This is a genomic window from bacterium Scap17, from assembly GCA_013376735.1.
Lineage (GTDB): Bacteria > Pseudomonadota > Gammaproteobacteria > Pseudomonadales > Halomonadaceae > Cobetia.
Map to the genome: position 1 here is coordinate 2,435,631 of VINJ01000001.1, position 18,189 is coordinate 2,453,819.

Sequence of the window (18,189 nt, forward strand, 5' to 3'; positions counted from 1 at the left end):
TGTCAGTCTCGGGATGTGTCACGCTCGTCCTCCTGTTGGCTCGTCGCTCCGGCTGTCACTGGCAGGATTCGCCCCTCCTCCAGCACCAGGTGGCACGTCGCCATGGCGATCAGCGCCGGATGGTGGGTCGCGATCACCAGAGTTCGCCCTTGCGCGCTCAATCCCTCGAAGCCCGCGATCAGATGACGTTCCGTCTCGGCATCAAGACTAGCGGTGGGCTCATCGAGCAGCACCAGCGCGGCATCGCTCAGAAATACCCGCGCCAACGCCAGGCGCTGTGCCTGACCACCGGACAGCCCACGTCCGCCCTCGCCAAGCGGCGTGTCGATGCCGTGGGGCAAGGCGGCAAGCACGGCCTCAAGCCCGGCGCGCTCAAGCGCGCGGGTGATCTCGGCGTCACTGGCCAGGGGAGCAGTGATCCGCAAATTGTCGGCCAGACTGCCCTGCATCAGCAGCGGGCGTTGATCCATCCAGGCAAGCTGCGTGGAGGGGGCTATCTGACGCTGACCGCTGTCCGGGGCCACGAACCCGGCGATCACCTGAAGCAGGGTCGACTTGCCTGCCCCGGACGCCCCGCTGAAGACCAGCACCTCGCCCTCCATCAGTGCCAGATCCAGCGGCCCGAGTACCTGACCGCGCTCGGGGTGGCTCAGACAGACCTCCGTCAGGCGCAACAGCTCATCTGTCGCTGAGGCGGCAGCGTCACCAGGCGCAGGCTTCGCCACAGGGTCGGCATGGCGCGTCGGCGCGCCATCGGCAGCGGCGAGAATCTCCATCAGCGTCTCGGAGGCGGCCAGCGCCGCAGCGCGATCATGATAGAACTGCGACAGGGTGCGTAACGGCTGGAAGAACTCGGGCGCCAGCAGCAGGATCACCAGTGCACTGAACAGCGTCAGCTCATCGGCGGGCCCGATGGGGATGTCGCCGAGCAGGCCGAAGCCGATGTAGATGGCGACCACGGCGATCGACACCGAGGCAAAGAACTCCAACACCGCCGATGACAGGAAGGCGAGCCGCAAGGTGCGCAGGCTGCGTTTGCGGTAATCATCGGCCACCAGCGTCACCTCACGAGTCGCCAGATCCCCTAGCCCGAACAGCCGCAGGGTGGTGATGGCACGCACCCGATCGACGAAGTGACGCGACAGCCGAGAGACCGCCTGAAACTGGTCACGATTGAGCGACTCGGCCCCCATGCCGACCAATGCCATGAACAGCGGTATCAGCGGCGCGGTCAGCGCCAGCAGGATGGCCGCCAGCCAGTCCTGACTGAGCACGATGACAAGAATCACCAGCGGCGTGATCACCACCAGGCGCATCTGCACATGAAAGCGCGCGAAGTAGCCTTCCAGCGCCTCGACCTGTTCCACCCAGCGCTGGGCGAGCTCGGCACTGTGATAACGGGCAGCGCGGACCGGCCCCAATGTCTCGAGCGCTGTCAGCACCTCGCCACGAATGGCTTGGCGCAGTCGCTGGCTGGCACGCTGGGCCAGCAGCTCCTGTGCCCCCGTCGCCAGCACCCGCGCGCCCAGGAGCGCCAGCAGACCGACGAAGGGCCATATGAGCTCTCCCAGCGCGGCGGGAGACGCGATGGCTTCGCTGATCACCCAGGCGGCAAGCACCAGCTGGGCGACCGTCAGGCCGCCGGCCAGGATGCCGAAGCACGCCGCAAACCCAAGCAGGCGACGCTCTCGCGTCGCCTGCTGTCTCAGCCATCGACCGGCCTGGCTGCATTTTCGGGTGCCCCGATCAGCGTTACCGACCGGGGACTTGACTGATTCAGTGATAGCCACCTTCCTTGACCTTGCCGCGGAACACCCAATAGCTCCAGGCGGTATAGCCCAGCACCATCGGAATGACGAACAGGACGCCCAACAGCAGGAACAACTGCGATTCCGGCGCGGAGGCAGCGTCCCACAAGGTGATATCCGGTGGCACCAGATACGGCCACTTGCTGAAGATCAGCCCGAGATAAGTGAACAGGAACAGACCCAGCGTCGCCACGAAGGGCTGTCCTTCCAGGCGCTTGCTGGTGGCCCGCCAGATCAATGCCGCGCAGCACAGCGCCAGTACCGGGAAGACCCAGAACACGCCCAGATGATCGAACCAGCGCTCCCGCACATAGTCATCCACGAACGGGGTGTAGAGACTGATGACCCCGAAGCCGACCAGCACGGCAATCAGCAGTTTCGGCGTGATGCGATAGGCCCACTCCTGCACCTCGCCCTCGCTCTTCATGATGGTCCAGGTGGCCCCCAGCAGGGCATAACCTGCCACCAGCGCAAGCCCGGTGATCACGGTGAACGGGGACAGCCAGTCAAAGGCGCCGCCGACATAGACGTGCCCTTCAGTGGCGAAGCCCTGAATATAGGCACCGACCACCACGCCTTGACAGAAGGTCGCCAGGAAGGAGCCGCCGCTGAAGGCGATGTTCCACCAGTGACGATTGCGCGAGGACTTGAAGCGGAACTCGAAAGCGATGCCCCGGAAGATCAGCCCCGCCAACATCAGGAACACCCCCAGATATAGCGCCGGCAGCAGGATGGTGTAGACCGCTGGGAAGGCGGCCAGCAACCCGGCCCCACCCAGCACCAGCCAGGTCTCGTTGCCATCCCAGATGGGCGCGACCGAGTTCATCATCACGTCGCGGGCGTGCTCGTCAGGAGCGAAGGGATACAGGATGCCCACCCCGAGATCGAAGCCATCCATCAGGATGTACATCATGACGCCGAAACCGATGATCAGCGCCCAGATCATTGTCAGATTGATCATTTCCATCAGCTCAACTCCTCACCGTACGGCTGGCATCGTCATCCAGGCTCTCATGGGCGGCAGACAGCGGACGCATCGCGGTCTCGACTTCGTCATGCGGCAGTTCCGGTTGCATGCCACCGCGGATGACGCGGGTCAGGTAGTAGCTGCCGGTCACGAAGACCACCAGATAGACCAGGAAGTAGCCGATCAGAGTGGTCAGCACCATCCATCCGGTGAGTGACGGCGTAACGGCCTCCTGCTGAGTCATCATCCCGTAAACCAACCATGGCGACCGCCCGGCCTCGGTCACGAACCAGCCCGCCAGCACGGCGAAGAATGGCGCAATGGACATCAGGCGCAGCGTCTGCAGGAAAGGACGTGAGTGATAGAGCCTGCCCCCGCGGCGCAGATAGAAACCGATGAAAGCCACGGCGATCATCAAGAGCCCCATCGCCACCATCACGCGGAACGACCAGAACACGAACCACACCGGCGGCTGCTTGTCAGGCGCGACCTCCTTGAGCCCCGGCACCACACCGTCGGGGTCATGAGTCAGAATCAGACTGGCAAGCTTGGGAATCGCGATCTCGAAGTGGTTGGTCTGGGCTTCCTTGTCCGGCCAGGCGAACAGCAGCAGCGGCGCGCCCGACTGGGTCTCCCAGTTGCCTTCCATCGCGGCGACCTTGGTCGGCTGGTGCTCCAGCGTGTTGATGCCGTGCATGTCACCCACCACCGCCTGCGCCGGCGCCAGCACCAGCAGCAACCACATGCACATGGACAAGGCCCGCTTGTTGGCTTCCACGTCGCGTTTGATCAGCAGATACCAGGCACTTACCCCCGCCACGACAAAGCCACCAGTCAGAAAGGAGGCGATCGCCATATGGGCGAAGCGATACGGCAGGGAGGCATTGAAGATTGCAGCGGCCCAGTCCTTGACGAAGAAGTGGCCATCTACCAGCTCCACGCCTGCCGGGGTCTGCATCCAGCTGTTGGTGGAGAGAATCCAGAACGAAGAGATGAAGGTCCCCAGTGCCACCATCAGAGCTGAGAACAGATGAACCCCTTCCGGCACCTTGCCTCGCCCAAACAACAGCACGCCGAGGAAACCCGCCTCCAGGAAGAAGGCCGTCACCACCTCATAGCTGAGCATCGGGCCGATGAAGTTGGAGCTGGCATAACTGAAGTTGCTCCAGTTGGTACCGAACTGGAAGGCCATCACGATTCCCGAGACCACCCCCATGGCGAATACCACGGCAAATACCTTCACCCAGAAGGCGGCAAGTCGATCCCAGGCAGCATTGCCCGTCTTGTAATAAAGCCCGTGCAACAAGGCAACATAGGACGCCAGACCGATAGTAAACACCGGGAAGACGGCGTGGAATGACACGACAAAACCGAACTGTATTCGCGACAGCATCACGGGATCCAGTTCCATGGGCGACTCCTCACGACTTCAAGCTTCAGGATTGCACAGCGCGCGCCTCATCCAGAGACAGAGCGCTCTGTGGCAGCGATATCACGGTCAGGCCGTGATCACACGATAGACAGGCTCAATGCTTTTTACTGACATACAGAGCATAGAAAACAACGTTCTAACATGCACGATGACGTATTGCCGCAGGCCTGGCCGTACCCATCATCATCAAATGCTGCGTGACAGGGCCCGCCATATTGCATGGCAGCATCTCCGTATTTTTCACTCAAATCACTTCCACTTGCCACCTTTCTTTCTCTGCATAACCGTATTTATTGACGCATATCAAGATACCCAAACGCCGAGCTTCAGACACGGCCAATGATAATCAAAATCAGTGACGAGACAGCTTGGCTGCCATCGGCCGCTCCCCACTGATTCGAGCACTTACATTAATATAGTCTTATGTAAAGACATACCCTTTCGAGAATACATGTTATTTGCTTCCATGCCTCGATTGCTTTTTTGCCAAACCTCTTACTTTGCCCTCTTCTTCTTGTTCTGTTCTACCACTCTGGCGCAGTCACTCACCCCACGACACACCGATCACGGCCCTGATGCTTGGCATCATACAATGCTGCATCGGCGGCACGTACAAGGTCGGTGAAGTTGGTGTGCTGCTCAGCCTTGTAGCTCACCGCCCCGACACTGACGGTCAGTACTTTCGCCACGGAGCTTTCGGGGTGGATCAGCTTGAGCGCACGCACCTTGCGACGGATGCGTTCGGCGCAGGCCCGCAATTGCCGCTCGGTCACTGACTCCAGCAGAACCAGGAATTCCTCGCCGCCATAGCGCACCACCATGCCCGGCTGCGGGCCGATGGCGGCCTGAAGGGCCTCGGCGACCTGCCGCAGGCAGTGATCCCCTTCCACATGGACATGATGGTCGTTGTAAGTCTTGAAGTAATCGACATCCACCATCAGGATCGCCAGCCCATTCTCACGGGTCAGGTCCGCCCAGCGCTGGGCCAGATCCCGTTCCAGGTGACGCCGGTTGTAGACGCCCGTCAGTGCATCGCAGTTGGCTTCTCGGGTAAGGCGCTGACCGGCAGCGCGCTTCTCCTCCAGCAACAGTCGCTCACGCTGGCGCAGCAACCACACCTGCCGCTGATTGTGCTCGAGCTGGTAATTGGCCAATAGCGAAAGTCCCGTGGTGCTGACGAATATCACCATCGCCAGCAGCTCCAGCCCCTCCTGACCGGCAGGTTCCAACACGATCACCCCGGCCATGATGAGCGTGCAGGTCAGCGACGCCGTCAGTGCCTGGGGGAAGCGCAGCCGAAAGAGAATGTTGCCGACCATCGGAAAGAAGCCGAACAACAGCGTATCGACATGCGAAAGCTCGGTGCGCGAGAGCTGCAACAGGATGGCGCTGACCAGCATGGTGTTGATCACCAGCGCAGTCATCAGCCATTCCTTGAGCCGCATGGAAGACGCGCGCTGCACCAGCGGCAGCACCAGCATGGCCACCACGCAGACACAGCCCAGCCGCAGCATGGCGGCCAGTGCCAGGTCCTCACTGCGATGGATGGTGTCACTGATCAGGAAGGTGGCATACATCACGAAGGCGAAGATGCCGGAATACAGCAAGCCGCGCGTGCGCGAGACGCGCGTCTCTTCCACATACCGAGTCTCGAGGGCGTCAGGGAACATGAGCCGCCAGCGTGACGCGCCATGACCGTCGATCAGCCCCTCGACGACCCCGCGCTCGGCGGCCACCGCCGCGGGCATCATCGCCTCACGGCCGCCGGGGAGTCGCTTTTGACTTCTCATGACAGGCCCGCTCCGCCCATCGGCGGCCTGTGATCAGGCAACTCAGCCTTCTGTTCATCGTGCTGCGCATTCTGCCGCTCACCCTGCGGCGCAGCCTGGCGCTCGTCATGAAGGCCATCACGCAGGTCATCACTGACCTGGGCGCGCGCCTTGTCATGGCCGTTGCCACGTTGCACGCAGGTACGGTTGCGGCCATGGCGCTTGGCACGATAGAGCCCCTTGTCGGCCTGATCGACCCAGCGGCTGAGCAGCGTCTCGACCGCCATGTCACGCGTCATCTCATCCTCCATCCCCTCGCCCTCGAGCAGGTACGACAAGGGGATGACGCAAAGCCCCACACTCAGGGTGACGACGCCGAGTTCCGACTCGCGGTGAGGCAGCTTGAGCGACTTGATGGCATAGCGCATCGCCTCGGCCAGGCTGCGCGCATGCTCGAGATCCCGCACGGCCACCAGGGCGGTAAATTCCTCGCCACCGAAGCGGACGACGCTGGCCAACGCAGCCTCTTTCCCCTCGAGAGCACCGGCGTTGCCAGCGCCTTTTTCTCTGTCCAGTGTTTCGTGCAAGGCCTGGGCGATCTGATACAGGCAGTTGTCGCCCGCAACATGTCCGTAGTGATCATTGAAGGCCTTGAAGTGATCGACATCCATCATCATCAGCGCCAGACATGGTAAGGGTGACATCGGATGGGACGCTGACACGCCGTTCTTTGCCTGCTGAGCATCGCCATGGTGCTGCTTGAGCACCTCGATCAGATGACGGCGATTGTAGAGCTGGGTCAAGGGGTCGAGGCTGGCCATTTCCTGCAGCTCGGCATTGCGCGACTCGACATCCTGCAGACGCAGTTGATCGATGGAGGTCATCAGGTAGGCATGGCGGGCCGAGAACTCGATGCGAAAGCTGGCAACCAGCGAAAACAGGCAGAACGCCATGAAAACGAAGGCGATCGCGAAGTCCATGTGGGCATAGGGCATCGCGACACTCAGCGCTACGCTCATCACGATGGCCATTCCCCCTGCCGACAGCACCAGAGCCGAGACGAAACGAATCTGCATCAGGACGATACCGATCAGTGGCACCACGCCCAGCGCATAGAGTTCGAGGAAGCAGCGCAGGTGATTCTCGCGCACCGCCAGCCACGCCGCCAGGCCGATCACGCCCCACAGGGTCGCGACCAGCAGCGCCTCGCGCCCGGCGGAACGACAGACCTCGCTCTTGAGGACCAGCACGAGTATCGCGAGTGCGATGCAGACATACAGGCGCAGCATCACGGCGAGATTCTCTGTCACCGGCATCACGATCGGCGCATAGACGGTGTCATAGAGCACGAACATCAGCTGAAAGATGATCAGGCTCCAGCAACCCATTACGGCACGGCTTACCCGCCGACGATGCTCGAACTGCTCAAAGTCTCTCTCGAGTTCAGGGGCAAAGCTCAGCTTCGCAGGGGTCGTGGCACTCAGGTGCTGCTCCAATATTGCCATTCGTGAAGGCATGTCTGATTTCCCTTCAATCGTCCTGCTTTCTTTATCACATGCGCAGATGTTGAAAGCACGCTGATGGAAATGACAAACGCCTCAGGTCCGTGTTGATACCCCGCTGATGGACGAAAATCCAACGAAAACACCGGGCCTCGATGAGGCCCGGTGTTCTAGATACAGCTGACTGCGCTAACTGGCTCAACCGATGATGGCGTTGAGCAGCAACAGGGTAATGATGGAAATGGCCCAGGCGAGTGTCGTCGGCAATGTCAGCACCAGCATCTGATGCTTGGTGCTCTTGACGCCGAGCATGCGGTTGACGACCCAGAAATAGCTGTCATTGAAGTAGCTGAAGAACATCGCGCCGATACAGGCGGCCTGCGCGGCCAGCACCATGTTGACGTCCGGCATGCCCATCAGGATAGGTGCGGAGATCGAGGCCGCAGTAATCATCGACACCGTGCCACTCCCCTGGATGAAGCGCACCAGGGTGGCGATGATGAACGGAACCAACAGCGGCTGAAGCCCCAGCGCTGCCACCTGCATGGCGATGTAATCGCCGCCGCCACTGGCACGCAGTACCGAGCCCAGCGCACCACCGGCACCGGTGACCAGCAGGATGATACCCGCCGTCTCGACACCCTTTTCCAGATGATCGAACACTTCCTGCCTGGGGGTCTTCGGCATCAGACCATAGATGGCGACCAGCACCCCGATGCCCACAGCGATCACCGGATTGCCGACGAAGGCGATGGTGCTGGTAAACACGTTGCTGGTATCGCCCATCACGGCGCTGACCAGCGTATTGAGGAAGATCAGCGCGATGGGCAGGCCGATCGGCATGCAGGACATCAGCAGGGAAGGCAGCTGCGATTCAGGCATCATGCTGTCGGTGTCATGCTTGACGCTACCTTCGAAACCACCCGGCTGGGCTTCCAGCATCGCCTCGATACGCGGCCCCATCAGGCGGGCATAGATCACCAGTGCAATCAGCGCCGGCGCGGTAATCACCAGGCCCCAGCCGATCATCAGACCGATGTCGACACCGAAGATACCGGCCACGCCCAGCGGGCCCGGGGTCGGTGGCACGCTCGAGTGGGTGATGATCAAGCCGGCCGCCAGCGCGATGCCCAGACCGATCACCGAACGTCCGCTGTTGCGCGCCAGTGAACGCACCAGCGGGTTGAGGATGACGTAGGCCGAATCACAGAAGATCGGGATGGAGACGATATAGCCCGTCAGCGCCATCGCGGCCTCTTCCTTGTTCTTGCCCAACAGATTGAGGATGGCATAGGCCATGCGCTGCCCGGCACCGGTCACCTCCAGGATACGCCCCATCATCACGCCGAAGCCGATCACGAGGCCGATGGTGGAAAGCGTCTTGCCGAAACCAGTGGTGATGGCACTGATGACCTCATTGGGCGGCATGCCGCCGATCAACCCCGCCAGCGAGGCGGCGATGATCAAGGCCAGCAAGGCATGCACGCGGGTTTTCAACACCAGATAGATCATGACGAAGATGGCGATGCCCAGGCCGATGATGACCTGTGGCCCCGCGACGGCGGCGTCTGTCATGGGGTGCTACTCCTGTAGTTTGTTATTGTGTGGCGCAAGGTATGCGGTGTCGGCGCTGCCGGCTGGCATGACGCCGATCATTGTTATTGACGTACTGCTGTGACGAGCAGGTCTGGCAAAGGTGTCTGGCGAGCTCGTCCTGGATGAGATGCCCATACGCTGGCTAGGCGATAGCACTCTCGTCGCGATACGCATTGAGAATCTCGTGCAGGTCGGCATCGCCGACGAAGCCCAGCGAACGCGCCTTGCGGGTGTCAAAGCGCGCCGGCCAGCTGCCGACGATGGCGGTGATACGCGAGTCAGGCTCATGCTTGACGAGTGCCAGCGCCTGCTCGCCGGCGATATCCTTGAGCGCCGCGAGCATTGACGCGACGCTGACGGTGATGCCCGGCAGCATGAAGCAGCGCGAGAGGCCGAAGTCCGCGCTCGCCACCTCCGCGCCCTTGATCAGAGCCGCGACCACCCGACGGGGCGACATCACGAACATCTCGAGCTCGCTCGGTACCGGGCAGATGGCGGCTTCGCCATTGAGCGGTTCACGCAGGATGGAGGAGGCGAAGCTCGAGGCTGCCGCATTGGGACGCCCCGGGCGCACGATGATGGTGGGCAGACGCAGCACGCAGCCATCCACCAGCCCGCGACGGCTGTAGTCATTGATCAGCAGTTCCGACATCGCCTTCTGGGTGCCGTAGGAGTTCTGCGGCACCAGCGCGGTCATGTCGCTCAGCGTCTCGGGGAGATCGCCTCCGTAGGCGGCGACCGAGCTGGCCATCACCAGCCGGGTATCGCGCAATCCACGCGCCGCACAGCCTTCCAGCAGCAGGCGAGTCGCATCGAAATTGACGCGCATGCCGAGCGCCAGATCCGCCTCGGCCGCCGAGCTGACCACGGCTGCCAGGTGATAGATCACCTGCGGCTCACCCGCCAGGCAGCGATCAAGCACCTCGGCATCGGCGATATCGCCTGCCACGATCTCGATATCCAGCGAGGTGGCCGGTTCGGCTGCCAGACATGACGCCGCCTCGGGATGTGGCGCCTCGATCTGGTCCAGCAGGGTCAGGCGTGACAATGGCTGCCCCTTCAGGCTGCCCTTGTCGATCAGGGCCTCGGTCAGGCGCTGACCGAGAAATCCGGCGGCGCCGGTAATCATGACGTGCATCGTGTGGACTCCACTTTTGTGTTCTGGCGTAGGTAGGCTTGCCGCATGGGCAGATCACTCAGCAGCAGCTCTCAAGTGGTACAACAACCAGACCAGACGGAATGGAAAAATAGCGCTTCACACTCTTCAGCAGCAATGAGAAGAAGGTATATGCGACTAAAAAGGCGTCACTCACTCAATTACTTCATCTTTTCTGCACATTGTGGTCTGAACAATATACCACTGATTTTGCTACTGATCCTTGAACGCTCGCCCGGCGCAGTCACCTGCCCCAAAACTCTGGTCTTCACCGAGCGAGCCCTCTGAATCAGATTCAGGGCGTCAAGCCATGCTCGCGACCCCAGCCGAGGCCTGCGCGCGTCTCACCCCGCGGACGATATTCACAGCCGATCCAGCCGTCATACCCCAGACTCTCCAGCCGGTCGAACAGCGCCGGATAATGCACTTCCCCGACATCCGGCTCGTGACGGTCCGGCACGCCGGCGATCTGCACATGGCCAATATGCGCGAACTGCGCTTCCAGGTTGCGGATCAGATCGCCCTCGACGATCTGGCAGTGATAGAGATCGAACTGCACCTTGAGGTTGGCGGCGCCGACCTGGGCGAGAATCTCGCGTGCCTGCGCCTGGCCACTCAGATAGAAGCCAGGCATGTCGCGCGGGTTGATCGGCTCGATCAGCAGTGTCTTGCCGACCTTCTCAAGCTCGGCAGCGGCGTAACGCAAGTTGCTGATATAGGTCTCGGTGCAGCGCGCGCGCATGGCCTCATCCGCGCCCTGCGGCACCAGGCCCGCCATGGCATGCACGCACGGACAGTCCAGCGCCTGGGCATAGCGGATCGCCTCGGCCACCGAGGCCCGAAACTCCTCCTCGCGCCCCGGCAGACAGGTCAGGCCACGCTCACCGGCCTCCCAGTCGCCCGGCGGCAGATTGAACAGCACCTGCGACAGCTGGTGCTCATCAAGCCTCGCGCGCAATGCTTCCGGGGAATAGGCATAGGGGAAGAGATATTCGACCCCGCGAAAACCGCTGTCGGCCGCAGCCGCGAAGCGATCGAGAAAGTCATGCTCGGTGAACAGCATGCTGAGATTGGCGGCCAATCGGGTCATGTCAGATCCTTGGGTTTCAGAGACGAAGACGTCATCACTCAGGGGCGCCCGAACTTGGCTTCGAGTTCTGCCACCTGTTCCGGGGTCAGCCCACGTGGGTTCTTGCCCTGCAGCAACAGGAACAGCTTGGCGGTTTCCTCAAGCTCCTCCGTGGCATAGACCGCCGCTTCCAGGGTCTTGCCGGCCACCACAGGGCCATGATTGGCCAGCAACACGGCGCAGTGCTTGCCGGCCAGGCCACGCACGGCATCGCCCAGCGCGGGGTCGCCCGGCATGTAGTAAGGCACCAGCGGCAGCTTGCCGACCCGCATCACGTAATAGGCCGTCAGCGGAGGAATGCACTCGCAGGGATTCACGTCCGGCAGGCAGGACACCGCCACTGAGTGAGTCGAATGCAGGTGGACGATGGCACCCGACTGCGGGCGCTCGTCATACATGGCGCGATGCAGGAAATGCTCCTTGGTCGGCGCGTCGCCATCGATCAATACGCCCTGGGCATCGAGGCGCGAGATGCGCGCCGGGTCCAGGCGCCCCAGGCAGGCATTGGTCGGCGTCATCAACCAGCCGCCATCGTCCAGCCGCTGGCTGATGTTGCCGCTGGAGCCCATGGTCAGGCCGCGGTCGAACAGTGACTTGCCGTAGGTGGCGATCTGCTCACGCAACACGTTGATATCGTGCTGTGACTGACTCATGCGTTCTCCTCGCGAGGATTCATGGCATCCAAAACGTCGAATGCCCGGGTAAAGAAGTCTTCGCCCCCGAAGTTGCCGGACTTGAGTGTCAGCGAGAGCACCGCCTCCGGCTGCGAGGGGCCGGCGGCCGGGTGCGGTGCCTGTGTCCAGGGCACGCCGGGGTCGATCTGACCGCCGATACGCAGCTCACGGATGTCGAGTGCCGAGACTACCGCGCCGGAGGTCTCTCCCCCCGCCACCAGCAGGCGCCCGACGCCTTCCGCGACCAGCGTGCTGGCCAGACTGGCCAGGGCGCACTCGATGAGCTCACCGGCCTGCTGGACGCCCAGTGACGCCTGCGCCGCCTTGACGCTCTCCGGTTCGGCCGAGGCGTAGATCAGAAATGGCTTGGGGTCCGTCGCCGCCAGTTGCTCACGGGCGAAGCCCAGCGCCGCTTCGAAGTGGGCATCGCTTGCGTTGAGCTTGACGGGGTCCAGCGCGAAGGCAGCATGCTGCTGCGTGAAGTGCGCCACCTGCTTGAGCGTCATGCGAGAACAACTTCCGGACAGCACCATCGCGGCGCCCTGCGCCGGGGACAGCACCGCCGCATCATCGATCGGCTCAAGCCAGTTCTTGCGGCGGTACTGGGCAGGCAAGGCCTGCGCGAGGCCAGAGCCACCGGTGACCAGCGCATGATCGACCAATGACTCGGCCAGCACCTCGAGATCCTGCTCATCGAGGCTGTCACAGACCACATGACGCACGTCTTGATGGGCAAGCTCGTCCAGACGCTGACGGGCCGCCTGCGCGCCGCGGCGCAGAGTGGCGTGATCGAGCAGCCCCACGCCATGGGGCGTCTGGCGTGACAGCACGCGCACGATGTCGGCATCGGTCATCGGGTTGAGGGGGTGATGCTGCATGCCGCTGTCATTGAGCAGGCGGTCACCGACGAACAGATGGCCTTGATAGACACTGCGCCCGTTGATGGGGAACGCCGGTACGAAGGCCGTCTGCGTGGCGGACAAGGCCTCCAGCAAGGCATCGGCGACCGGCCCGATGTTGCCCTCGGGCGTGGAATCGAACGTCGAGCAGTACTTGAAGAACAGCTGGCGCGCGCCCTGGGCTTTCAGCCATTCAAGCGCCGCGAGGGATTCTCTGATCGCCTGATCCACCGGGCAACTGCGCGACTTGAGCGCGACCACCACGGCGTCGACCTCAGTCAGGTCCAGCCCGTTCGCCGCCCCTTCCTGCAGCGCGTCCTGGGGTACCCCGATCACCTGCACGGTGCGCATGCCGGCACGTACCAGGTTGTTGGCAAGATCCGTCGCGCCGGTGAAGTCATCGGCGATTCCGCCCAGTACGATCGGCATCACTGCGCTCCTTCATCATTTGCGGCCGGCAGGTTGAAGCTGCCGAGACGCTGATAGATCTTGATGACGGCCGAGTCATCCTCGCGCCCGAAGCCTGCCCCACTGGCGGCGGTGAACTGCTGCAGGGCACTGCCAGCCACCGGCATGGCAAGCTTCAGCTCGCGGCCGGTGCTGTGCACGATATTGAGGTCCTTGACGAAGATGTCGACGGCCGACAGCGGCGTGTAATCGCCCTTGAGGATGTGCGGCACACGATTCTCGAACATCCAGGAATTGCCCGCGGAATGGGTGATGACGTCATACAGGGTGTCGGGGTCGATCCCCATGCTCATGCCCAGCGCCATGGCTTCTGCCGCCGCCGCGATGTGCACGCCAGCGAGATGCTGATTGACCAGCTTGACGCTCGAGCCCGGTCCGGCGCAGTCGCCCAGCCGATAGACATTGGCCGCCATCGCCTCCAGCACGCGTTCCGCCTTGACGTAAGCCGCTTCACTGCCGGAGGACATCACGGACAGCTCACCACTGCGTGCCTTGACGGCGCCGCCGCTGATCGGGGCGTCGAGCAGCTCAAGTTGCATGCCGTTCAGACGGGTTTCGAGATCACGCGCGAAGCTCGGCGCCACTGTGGCGCACTGGATCACCAGGCTACCCGGCGCGAGTCGCTCGGCCAGGCCGCCCTCACCCTGCTCCCCGAACAGCACCTGCTCGACCTGATCGGCATTCACCACGACCAGCACTACCACCTGACACTCGGCCGCCAGTTCCAGCGGCGAGGCAACGGCGCGGCCACCCGCCGCTTCGAAGGCCTGACAGGCGGCGGGCGAGATATCACAGCCGATCACGTCCAGGCCTGCTTCCAGCATGGCGCGCGCACTGCCCATTCCCATCGCGCCGAGGCCGACAAGGCCGATCACTGGTGAAGTCGTTGCTGCTGTCATCTCGCATCTCCCGCGGAAGCTGTTGCAAGTGATGATCAAGGCGACCTCATGCGGCACACCGATCAGCACTTCACTGAATGTTAGCGCTACCATGTTAGCGCTAACATCATTAATAGATTAGGCTCCAAGCCACGACAAGCGGCAAATGAGAAAACGCGACATATGTCTAATCCACCATCATCTCCCCGCCGCAGCCGCAAGGGTGCCATGCAGCCGACCCTGAATGACGTGGCCCGGGAAGCCGGGGTCTCCTCGATCACCGTCTCGCGCTACTTCAATAGCCCCGACAGCGTGCGCGAAGCGACACGCGTCAAGGTCGAAGCGGCCATCGAGAAGGTCGGCTACGTGCGCAACATGATTGCCGGCAGCCTGGCCTCGGCCTCCAGTCGCGTGATTCCAGTGATCGTGCCCTCATTGTCCAACGTGGTGTTCATCGACGTGATCAAGGGCCTGCAGGAGGAGTTCGAGGCACACGGCTATCAGCTGCTGCTGGGCAAGACGGATTACGATCTGGCTCGGGAAACCCAGCTGATCCGTACCTTTCTGGGCTGGTCGGCTGCGGGCCTGGTGGTGACGGGGCTGCGCCATGACGATGCGACGCGCCAGATACTGGAGAACTGGAATCAGCCGATCGTGGAAATCATGGAGCTGGGGGAAGGGTTGGATCTGAACGTGGGGATGGATCATATCGCTGCCGGACGCGCCATGACCGAGCACCTGCTGGCACGCGGGTACCGCTCGATCCACTTCGCCGGTGCCGAGCTTGATCGCGACTATCGCGCGGCGATGCGCTATGCCGGGCATCGTGAGGCGCTGGCGGCGGCCGGCATCGAGGAGGCCCCCTTGCTCGATCTGCCCGTACGTCAACAGATGACCAGCGGTGCTCAGGCGCTTGAGCGTATCAAAGCGACATTCCCTGACTGCGACGCCATCCACTTCGCCAACGATGACATGGCCTGTGGCGCCATCCTCGCCGCCGCGCGGCTTGGGGTGCATATCCCGGACGACATCGCCATCGCCGGCTTCAATGGCCTGCCGATCGGAGAGCATGTCACGCCGCGCCTCACCACCATCGTCTCACCGCGGGAGCAGATCGGCCGCATGGCAGCGCGCAAGCTGCTGGCGCGCATCAATGGCGAACCCGTCGGAGAACTGAGCCACGACCTGGGATTCACGCTGCGGGTCGGTGGCAGTACCTGAGACCGCGAAGCCTCCTCAAGGCGCAGCTCGATAGGCTCAGGCGCGCAGCGTCTAACCGATGCATTCGCGTCCATCAGGGTGGGTTGGCGCCCGGCCTGAGCAAAGTTGACGTAAAACGCAAAGTATCTGGCGTCTTCTGATCATCTCGCAGCTCTCAACTTCACGACACTGTGTTCAACAAAGGCGCAGAGGCGATGCGACCGGGACGTGCAGGTCGACGTCTGGTGACATGGCCGCTGCGACTTACCGCAGACAAGTGTTCTGACACGTGAGGCCCGACGATGAATCGCAAGACTATCCTGACATGCGCCATCACTGGCGCGGGTGATACCGCCAGCAAGAACCCGAATGTTCCGGTGACGCCGAAGCAGATCGCCGATGACTGCATCGCGGCCGCCAAGGCCGGTGCCAGCGTGGCTCACATTCACGTGCGTGATCCGGAGACCGGCGGCATCAGCCACTCCACCGAGCACTTCCGTGAAGTCATGGACCGTGTGCGTTCCGCCGACACCGACATCGTCATGAACATCACTGCAGGTGGCGGCGGCGACTGGATTCCGGACGTCAACGACCCGACTCGCGGTGGCCCGGGCACCGACATCCAGACCCCGGCCGAGCGTCACGCGCCGATCCAGGAACTGCTGCCGGAACTGTGCACCCTGGACTGCGGCAGCCTGAACTTCGGCGACATGGTCTACATCAACACCGCTGACTGGCTGCGCGAGCACGCTCGTCTGGTGCAGGCCGCTGGCGTCAAGCCGGAGCTCGAGTGCTTCGATCTGGGCCACGTCTGGTTCGCCCGTCAGCTGCAGCAGGAAGGTCTGCTCGACGACGACCTGCTCTTCCAGCTGTGCCTTGGCATCCCGTGGGGCGCGGAAGCCGACACCGAAACCATGCTGACCATGAAGAACAAGCTGCCGACCAACTCCAACTGGGCTGCCTTCGGCATCGGCCGCATGCAGATGCCGATGGTCGCACAGGCCGTGCTGCTGGGCGGTCACGCTCGCGTCGGTCTCGAAGACAACCTCTATCTGTCCAAGGGTGTGATGGCGACCAACGCGCAGCTGGTCGAGAAGTCCTCCGGCATCATCGAGAACCTGGGTTCCAGCGTGATGACCCCGGCCGAGACGCGTGAATTCCTCAAGCTGCGTGATCCGTCCACCGGCAAGACCGCTGGCGATATCGCCGCACTCGAAACCGCTGGAGGTGTCGCATGAGCCAGTTGTCTGTCGTAGGAACCGGTGTCATCGGCAATGGCTGGATCTCTCGTGCGCTGGCCAATGGCTGGGATGTGGTCGCCTTTGACCCGGCGCCGGACGCCGAAGCCCGTACTCGCGCCTTCGTCGCGAATGCCTGGCATGCACTGGAAAAGGATGGCCTGGCAGAGGGTGCCTCCGTCGAGCGTCTGCGCTTCGCCGCGACCCTCGAGGAAGCCGTGATCGGCGCCGATCTGATCCAGGAGAACGTGCCGGAGCGCCTGCCGCTCAAGCAGGAAATCCTCAGCGCCATTGATGCCGCTGCCGAAGAGCACGTCGTGATCGGCTCTTCCACCTCCGGCTTCAAGCCGACCGATCTGCAGCAGGACTGCAAGAAGGCACCGGGCCGCGTCATCGTCGCTCACCCCTTCAACCCGGTCTATCTGCTGCCGCTGGTCGAGCTGGTCGGTGGCGAGCACACCTCACCGTCACTGCTGGAAGGCGCTCGCGATGACTACCAGCAGCTGGCGATGCGTCCGCTGATCGTGCGTCGCGAGATCGAAGGTCACATCGCTGACCGCCTGATGGAAGCGCTGTGGCGGGAGGCCCTGCACCTGGTCAACGACGGCGTCGCCACCACCGAAGAGATCGACGCGGCTGTCGTCTATGGCTGTGGTCTGCGCTGGTCGCTGATGGGCACCTTCCTGACCTTCCACCTCGCGGGTGGCGAGCAGGGCATGCGTCACATGCTCGAACAGTTCGGCCCGGCCCTGAAACTGCCGTGGACCAAACTCGAAGCACCGGAACTGACCGACGAGCTGATCGACAAGGTCGTGGAAGGCTGCGAATACCAGGCAGCAGGCCGCCCGGTCGCCGAGCTGGACCGCCGCCGCGATGACTTCCTGGTCGAGCTCTTGAGCCTGACCCGCAAGTACTGGCCGGAAGCCGAAGGCCTCGAGGGGCGTATCTGATGGACCTGCTCGAGATCACGGTGCCGCATGAGTGGGTCGACTATAACGGCCACATGAACGATGCCGAGTACGCGCGCGCCTTCTCGATGGCGGTCGAGGCGCTGATGGAGCACGTGGGCCTGGGGGAGGAAGGTCGCAAGGAGCACGATCTGACCATCTACACCCTGGAGACGCACCTGTGCTATCTGGCGGAAGCGCACGAGGGCCAGATGCTCAAGGTCAAGGTGCTGCTGCTGGACCATGACGCCAAGCGCCAGCACGTGCTGTTCACCCTGACCGATGCCGATGGCGGCGAGATCGCCACCAGCGAGCAGATGTTGATGGCGATGAGCATCAGTGGCGGTCGTCCCACCCCCTGCCCAGAAGCGGTCGCGGAGCGCATTGCCGCCCTGCCCCAGTCGGCAGACAGCGATGACTGGCCCAAGGCGGCCGGTCGTCGTATCGCCATCCGCCGCAAGACGGCCTGAGACATGTGACAATCGGTGTCCGATTCGGATAACAAGTCGCTGATTCAGCGTCGAAA

Annotated in this window: 15 protein-coding genes; 4 read left to right on the top strand and 11 right to left on the bottom strand. The window is 62.7% G+C overall.

Annotated elements, in window-relative coordinates; translation table 11 throughout:
* Window positions 1–2: 2 nt before the first annotated feature.
* From cydD to FLM52_10415, 11 genes are all read right to left on the bottom strand, one after another.
* Window positions 3–1,709: a thiol reductant ABC exporter subunit CydD gene (gene cydD / locus FLM52_10365; GenBank protein NVN56192.1), complete on the bottom strand. Its 1,707-nt coding sequence runs from the start codon at window positions 1,707–1,709 to the stop codon at window positions 3–5.
* A gap of 67 nt (window positions 1,710–1,776) precedes the next feature.
* A complete protein-coding gene (cydB, locus tag FLM52_10370) occupies window positions 1,777–2,775 on the bottom strand; it encodes a cytochrome d ubiquinol oxidase subunit II (GenBank protein NVN56193.1) in 999 nt (332 codons plus the stop codon).
* 4 nt (window positions 2,776–2,779) lie between these two features.
* Window positions 2,780–4,186, bottom strand: coding sequence for a cytochrome ubiquinol oxidase subunit I (locus FLM52_10375; protein ID NVN56194.1), 1,407 nt, complete (start codon window positions 4,184–4,186; stop codon window positions 2,780–2,782).
* A gap of 566 nt (window positions 4,187–4,752) precedes the next feature.
* Window positions 4,753–5,997 carry a GGDEF domain-containing protein gene (locus FLM52_10380; protein NVN56195.1) on the bottom strand — a complete coding sequence of 415 codons (1,245 nt, stop codon included), beginning with the start codon at window positions 5,995–5,997 and terminating at the stop codon, window positions 4,753–4,755.
* Window positions 5,994–7,493, bottom strand: a complete 1,500-nt coding sequence (locus tag FLM52_10385) for a GGDEF domain-containing protein (protein ID NVN56196.1) — start codon at window positions 7,491–7,493, stop codon at window positions 5,994–5,996. The genes FLM52_10380 and FLM52_10385 overlap by 4 nt, the downstream gene beginning before the upstream one ends.
* A gap of 183 nt (window positions 7,494–7,676) precedes the next feature.
* Window positions 7,677–9,053 (bottom strand): GntP family permease, encoded by a 1,377-nt coding sequence (locus tag FLM52_10390; protein ID NVN56197.1) that lies wholly within the window; start codon window positions 9,051–9,053, stop codon window positions 7,677–7,679.
* Between the two features lie 163 nt (window positions 9,054–9,216).
* Window positions 9,217–10,212 (bottom strand): NAD-dependent epimerase/dehydratase family protein, encoded by a 996-nt coding sequence (locus tag FLM52_10395; protein NVN56198.1) that lies wholly within the window; start codon window positions 10,210–10,212, stop codon window positions 9,217–9,219.
* A gap of 313 nt (window positions 10,213–10,525) precedes the next feature.
* A complete protein-coding gene (gene hyi, locus FLM52_10400) occupies window positions 10,526–11,320 on the bottom strand; it encodes a hydroxypyruvate isomerase (protein ID NVN56199.1) in 795 nt (264 codons plus the stop codon).
* Window positions 11,321–11,358: 38 nt separating this feature from the next.
* The gene (locus FLM52_10405) at window positions 11,359–12,012 is read right to left on the bottom strand and encodes an aldolase (GenBank protein ID NVN56200.1); all 654 of its coding nucleotides are present in this window, start codon (window positions 12,010–12,012) and stop codon (window positions 11,359–11,361) included.
* Complete coding sequence (locus tag FLM52_10410) at window positions 12,009–13,361, bottom strand: four-carbon acid sugar kinase family protein (protein NVN56201.1); 1,353 nt, start codon at window positions 13,359–13,361, stop codon at window positions 12,009–12,011. Before FLM52_10410 ends, FLM52_10405 begins: the two co-directional genes overlap by 4 nt.
* A complete protein-coding gene (locus FLM52_10415) occupies window positions 13,361–14,299 on the bottom strand; it encodes an NAD(P)-dependent oxidoreductase (protein ID NVN56202.1) in 939 nt (312 codons plus the stop codon). The genes FLM52_10410 and FLM52_10415 overlap by 1 nt, the downstream gene beginning before the upstream one ends.
* Before the next feature lie 162 nt (window positions 14,300–14,461).
* Between FLM52_10415 and FLM52_10420 the strand changes: the two genes are divergently transcribed.
* The 4 genes from FLM52_10420 to FLM52_10435 all read left to right on the top strand — a co-directional run bounded on the left by FLM52_10420 (window position 14,462) and on the right by FLM52_10435 (window position 18,133).
* Window positions 14,462–15,499: a LacI family DNA-binding transcriptional regulator gene (locus tag FLM52_10420; protein ID NVN56203.1), complete on the top strand. Its 1,038-nt coding sequence runs from the start codon at window positions 14,462–14,464 to the stop codon at window positions 15,497–15,499.
* 281 nt (window positions 15,500–15,780) lie between these two features.
* Window positions 15,781–16,716, top strand: coding sequence for a 3-keto-5-aminohexanoate cleavage protein (locus tag FLM52_10425; protein ID NVN56204.1), 936 nt, complete (start codon window positions 15,781–15,783; stop codon window positions 16,714–16,716).
* Entirely contained in the window at window positions 16,713–17,666 is a 954-nt protein-coding gene (locus FLM52_10430; GenBank protein NVN56205.1) for an L-carnitine dehydrogenase, read from the top strand. The genes FLM52_10425 and FLM52_10430 overlap by 4 nt, the downstream gene beginning before the upstream one ends.
* A complete protein-coding gene (locus FLM52_10435; protein ID NVN56206.1) occupies window positions 17,666–18,133 on the top strand; it encodes a hypothetical protein in 468 nt (155 codons plus the stop codon). Before FLM52_10430 ends, FLM52_10435 begins: the two co-directional genes overlap by 1 nt.
* Window positions 18,134–18,189: the final 56 nt, after the last annotated feature.

Bases quoted from the DNA above. Each gene is read 5' to 3' on its own strand.
- FLM52_10420 (NVN56203.1), top strand. From the start codon at position 14,462: ATGTCTAATCCACCATCATCTCCCCGCCGCAGCCGCAAGGGTGCCATG.
- hyi (NVN56199.1), bottom strand. From the start codon at position 11,320: ATGACCCGATTGGCCGCCAATCTCAGCATGCTGTTCACCGAGCATGAC.
- FLM52_10415 (NVN56202.1), bottom strand. From the start codon at position 14,299: ATGACAGCAGCAACGACTTCACCAGTGATCGGCCTTGTCGGCCTCGGC.
- cydB (NVN56193.1), bottom strand. From the start codon at position 2,775: ATGGAAATGATCAATCTGACAATGATCTGGGCGCTGATCATCGGTTTC.
- FLM52_10430 (NVN56205.1), top strand. From the start codon at position 16,713: ATGAGCCAGTTGTCTGTCGTAGGAACCGGTGTCATCGGCAATGGCTGG.
- FLM52_10385 (NVN56196.1), bottom strand. From the start codon at position 7,493: ATGCCTTCACGAATGGCAATATTGGAGCAGCACCTGAGTGCCACGACC.
- FLM52_10395 (NVN56198.1), bottom strand. From the start codon at position 10,212: ATGCACGTCATGATTACCGGCGCCGCCGGATTTCTCGGTCAGCGCCTG.
- FLM52_10425 (NVN56204.1), top strand. From the start codon at position 15,781: ATGAATCGCAAGACTATCCTGACATGCGCCATCACTGGCGCGGGTGAT.
- FLM52_10405 (NVN56200.1), bottom strand. From the start codon at position 12,012: ATGAGTCAGTCACAGCACGATATCAACGTGTTGCGTGAGCAGATCGCC.
- FLM52_10410 (NVN56201.1), bottom strand. From the start codon at position 13,361: ATGCCGATCGTACTGGGCGGAATCGCCGATGACTTCACCGGCGCGACG.
- FLM52_10435 (NVN56206.1), top strand. From the start codon at position 17,666: ATGGACCTGCTCGAGATCACGGTGCCGCATGAGTGGGTCGACTATAAC.
- FLM52_10380 (NVN56195.1), bottom strand. From the start codon at position 5,997: ATGAGAAGTCAAAAGCGACTCCCCGGCGGCCGTGAGGCGATGATGCCC.
- FLM52_10375 (NVN56194.1), bottom strand. From the start codon at position 4,186: ATGGAACTGGATCCCGTGATGCTGTCGCGAATACAGTTCGGTTTTGTC.
- FLM52_10390 (NVN56197.1), bottom strand. From the start codon at position 9,053: ATGACAGACGCCGCCGTCGCGGGGCCACAGGTCATCATCGGCCTGGGC.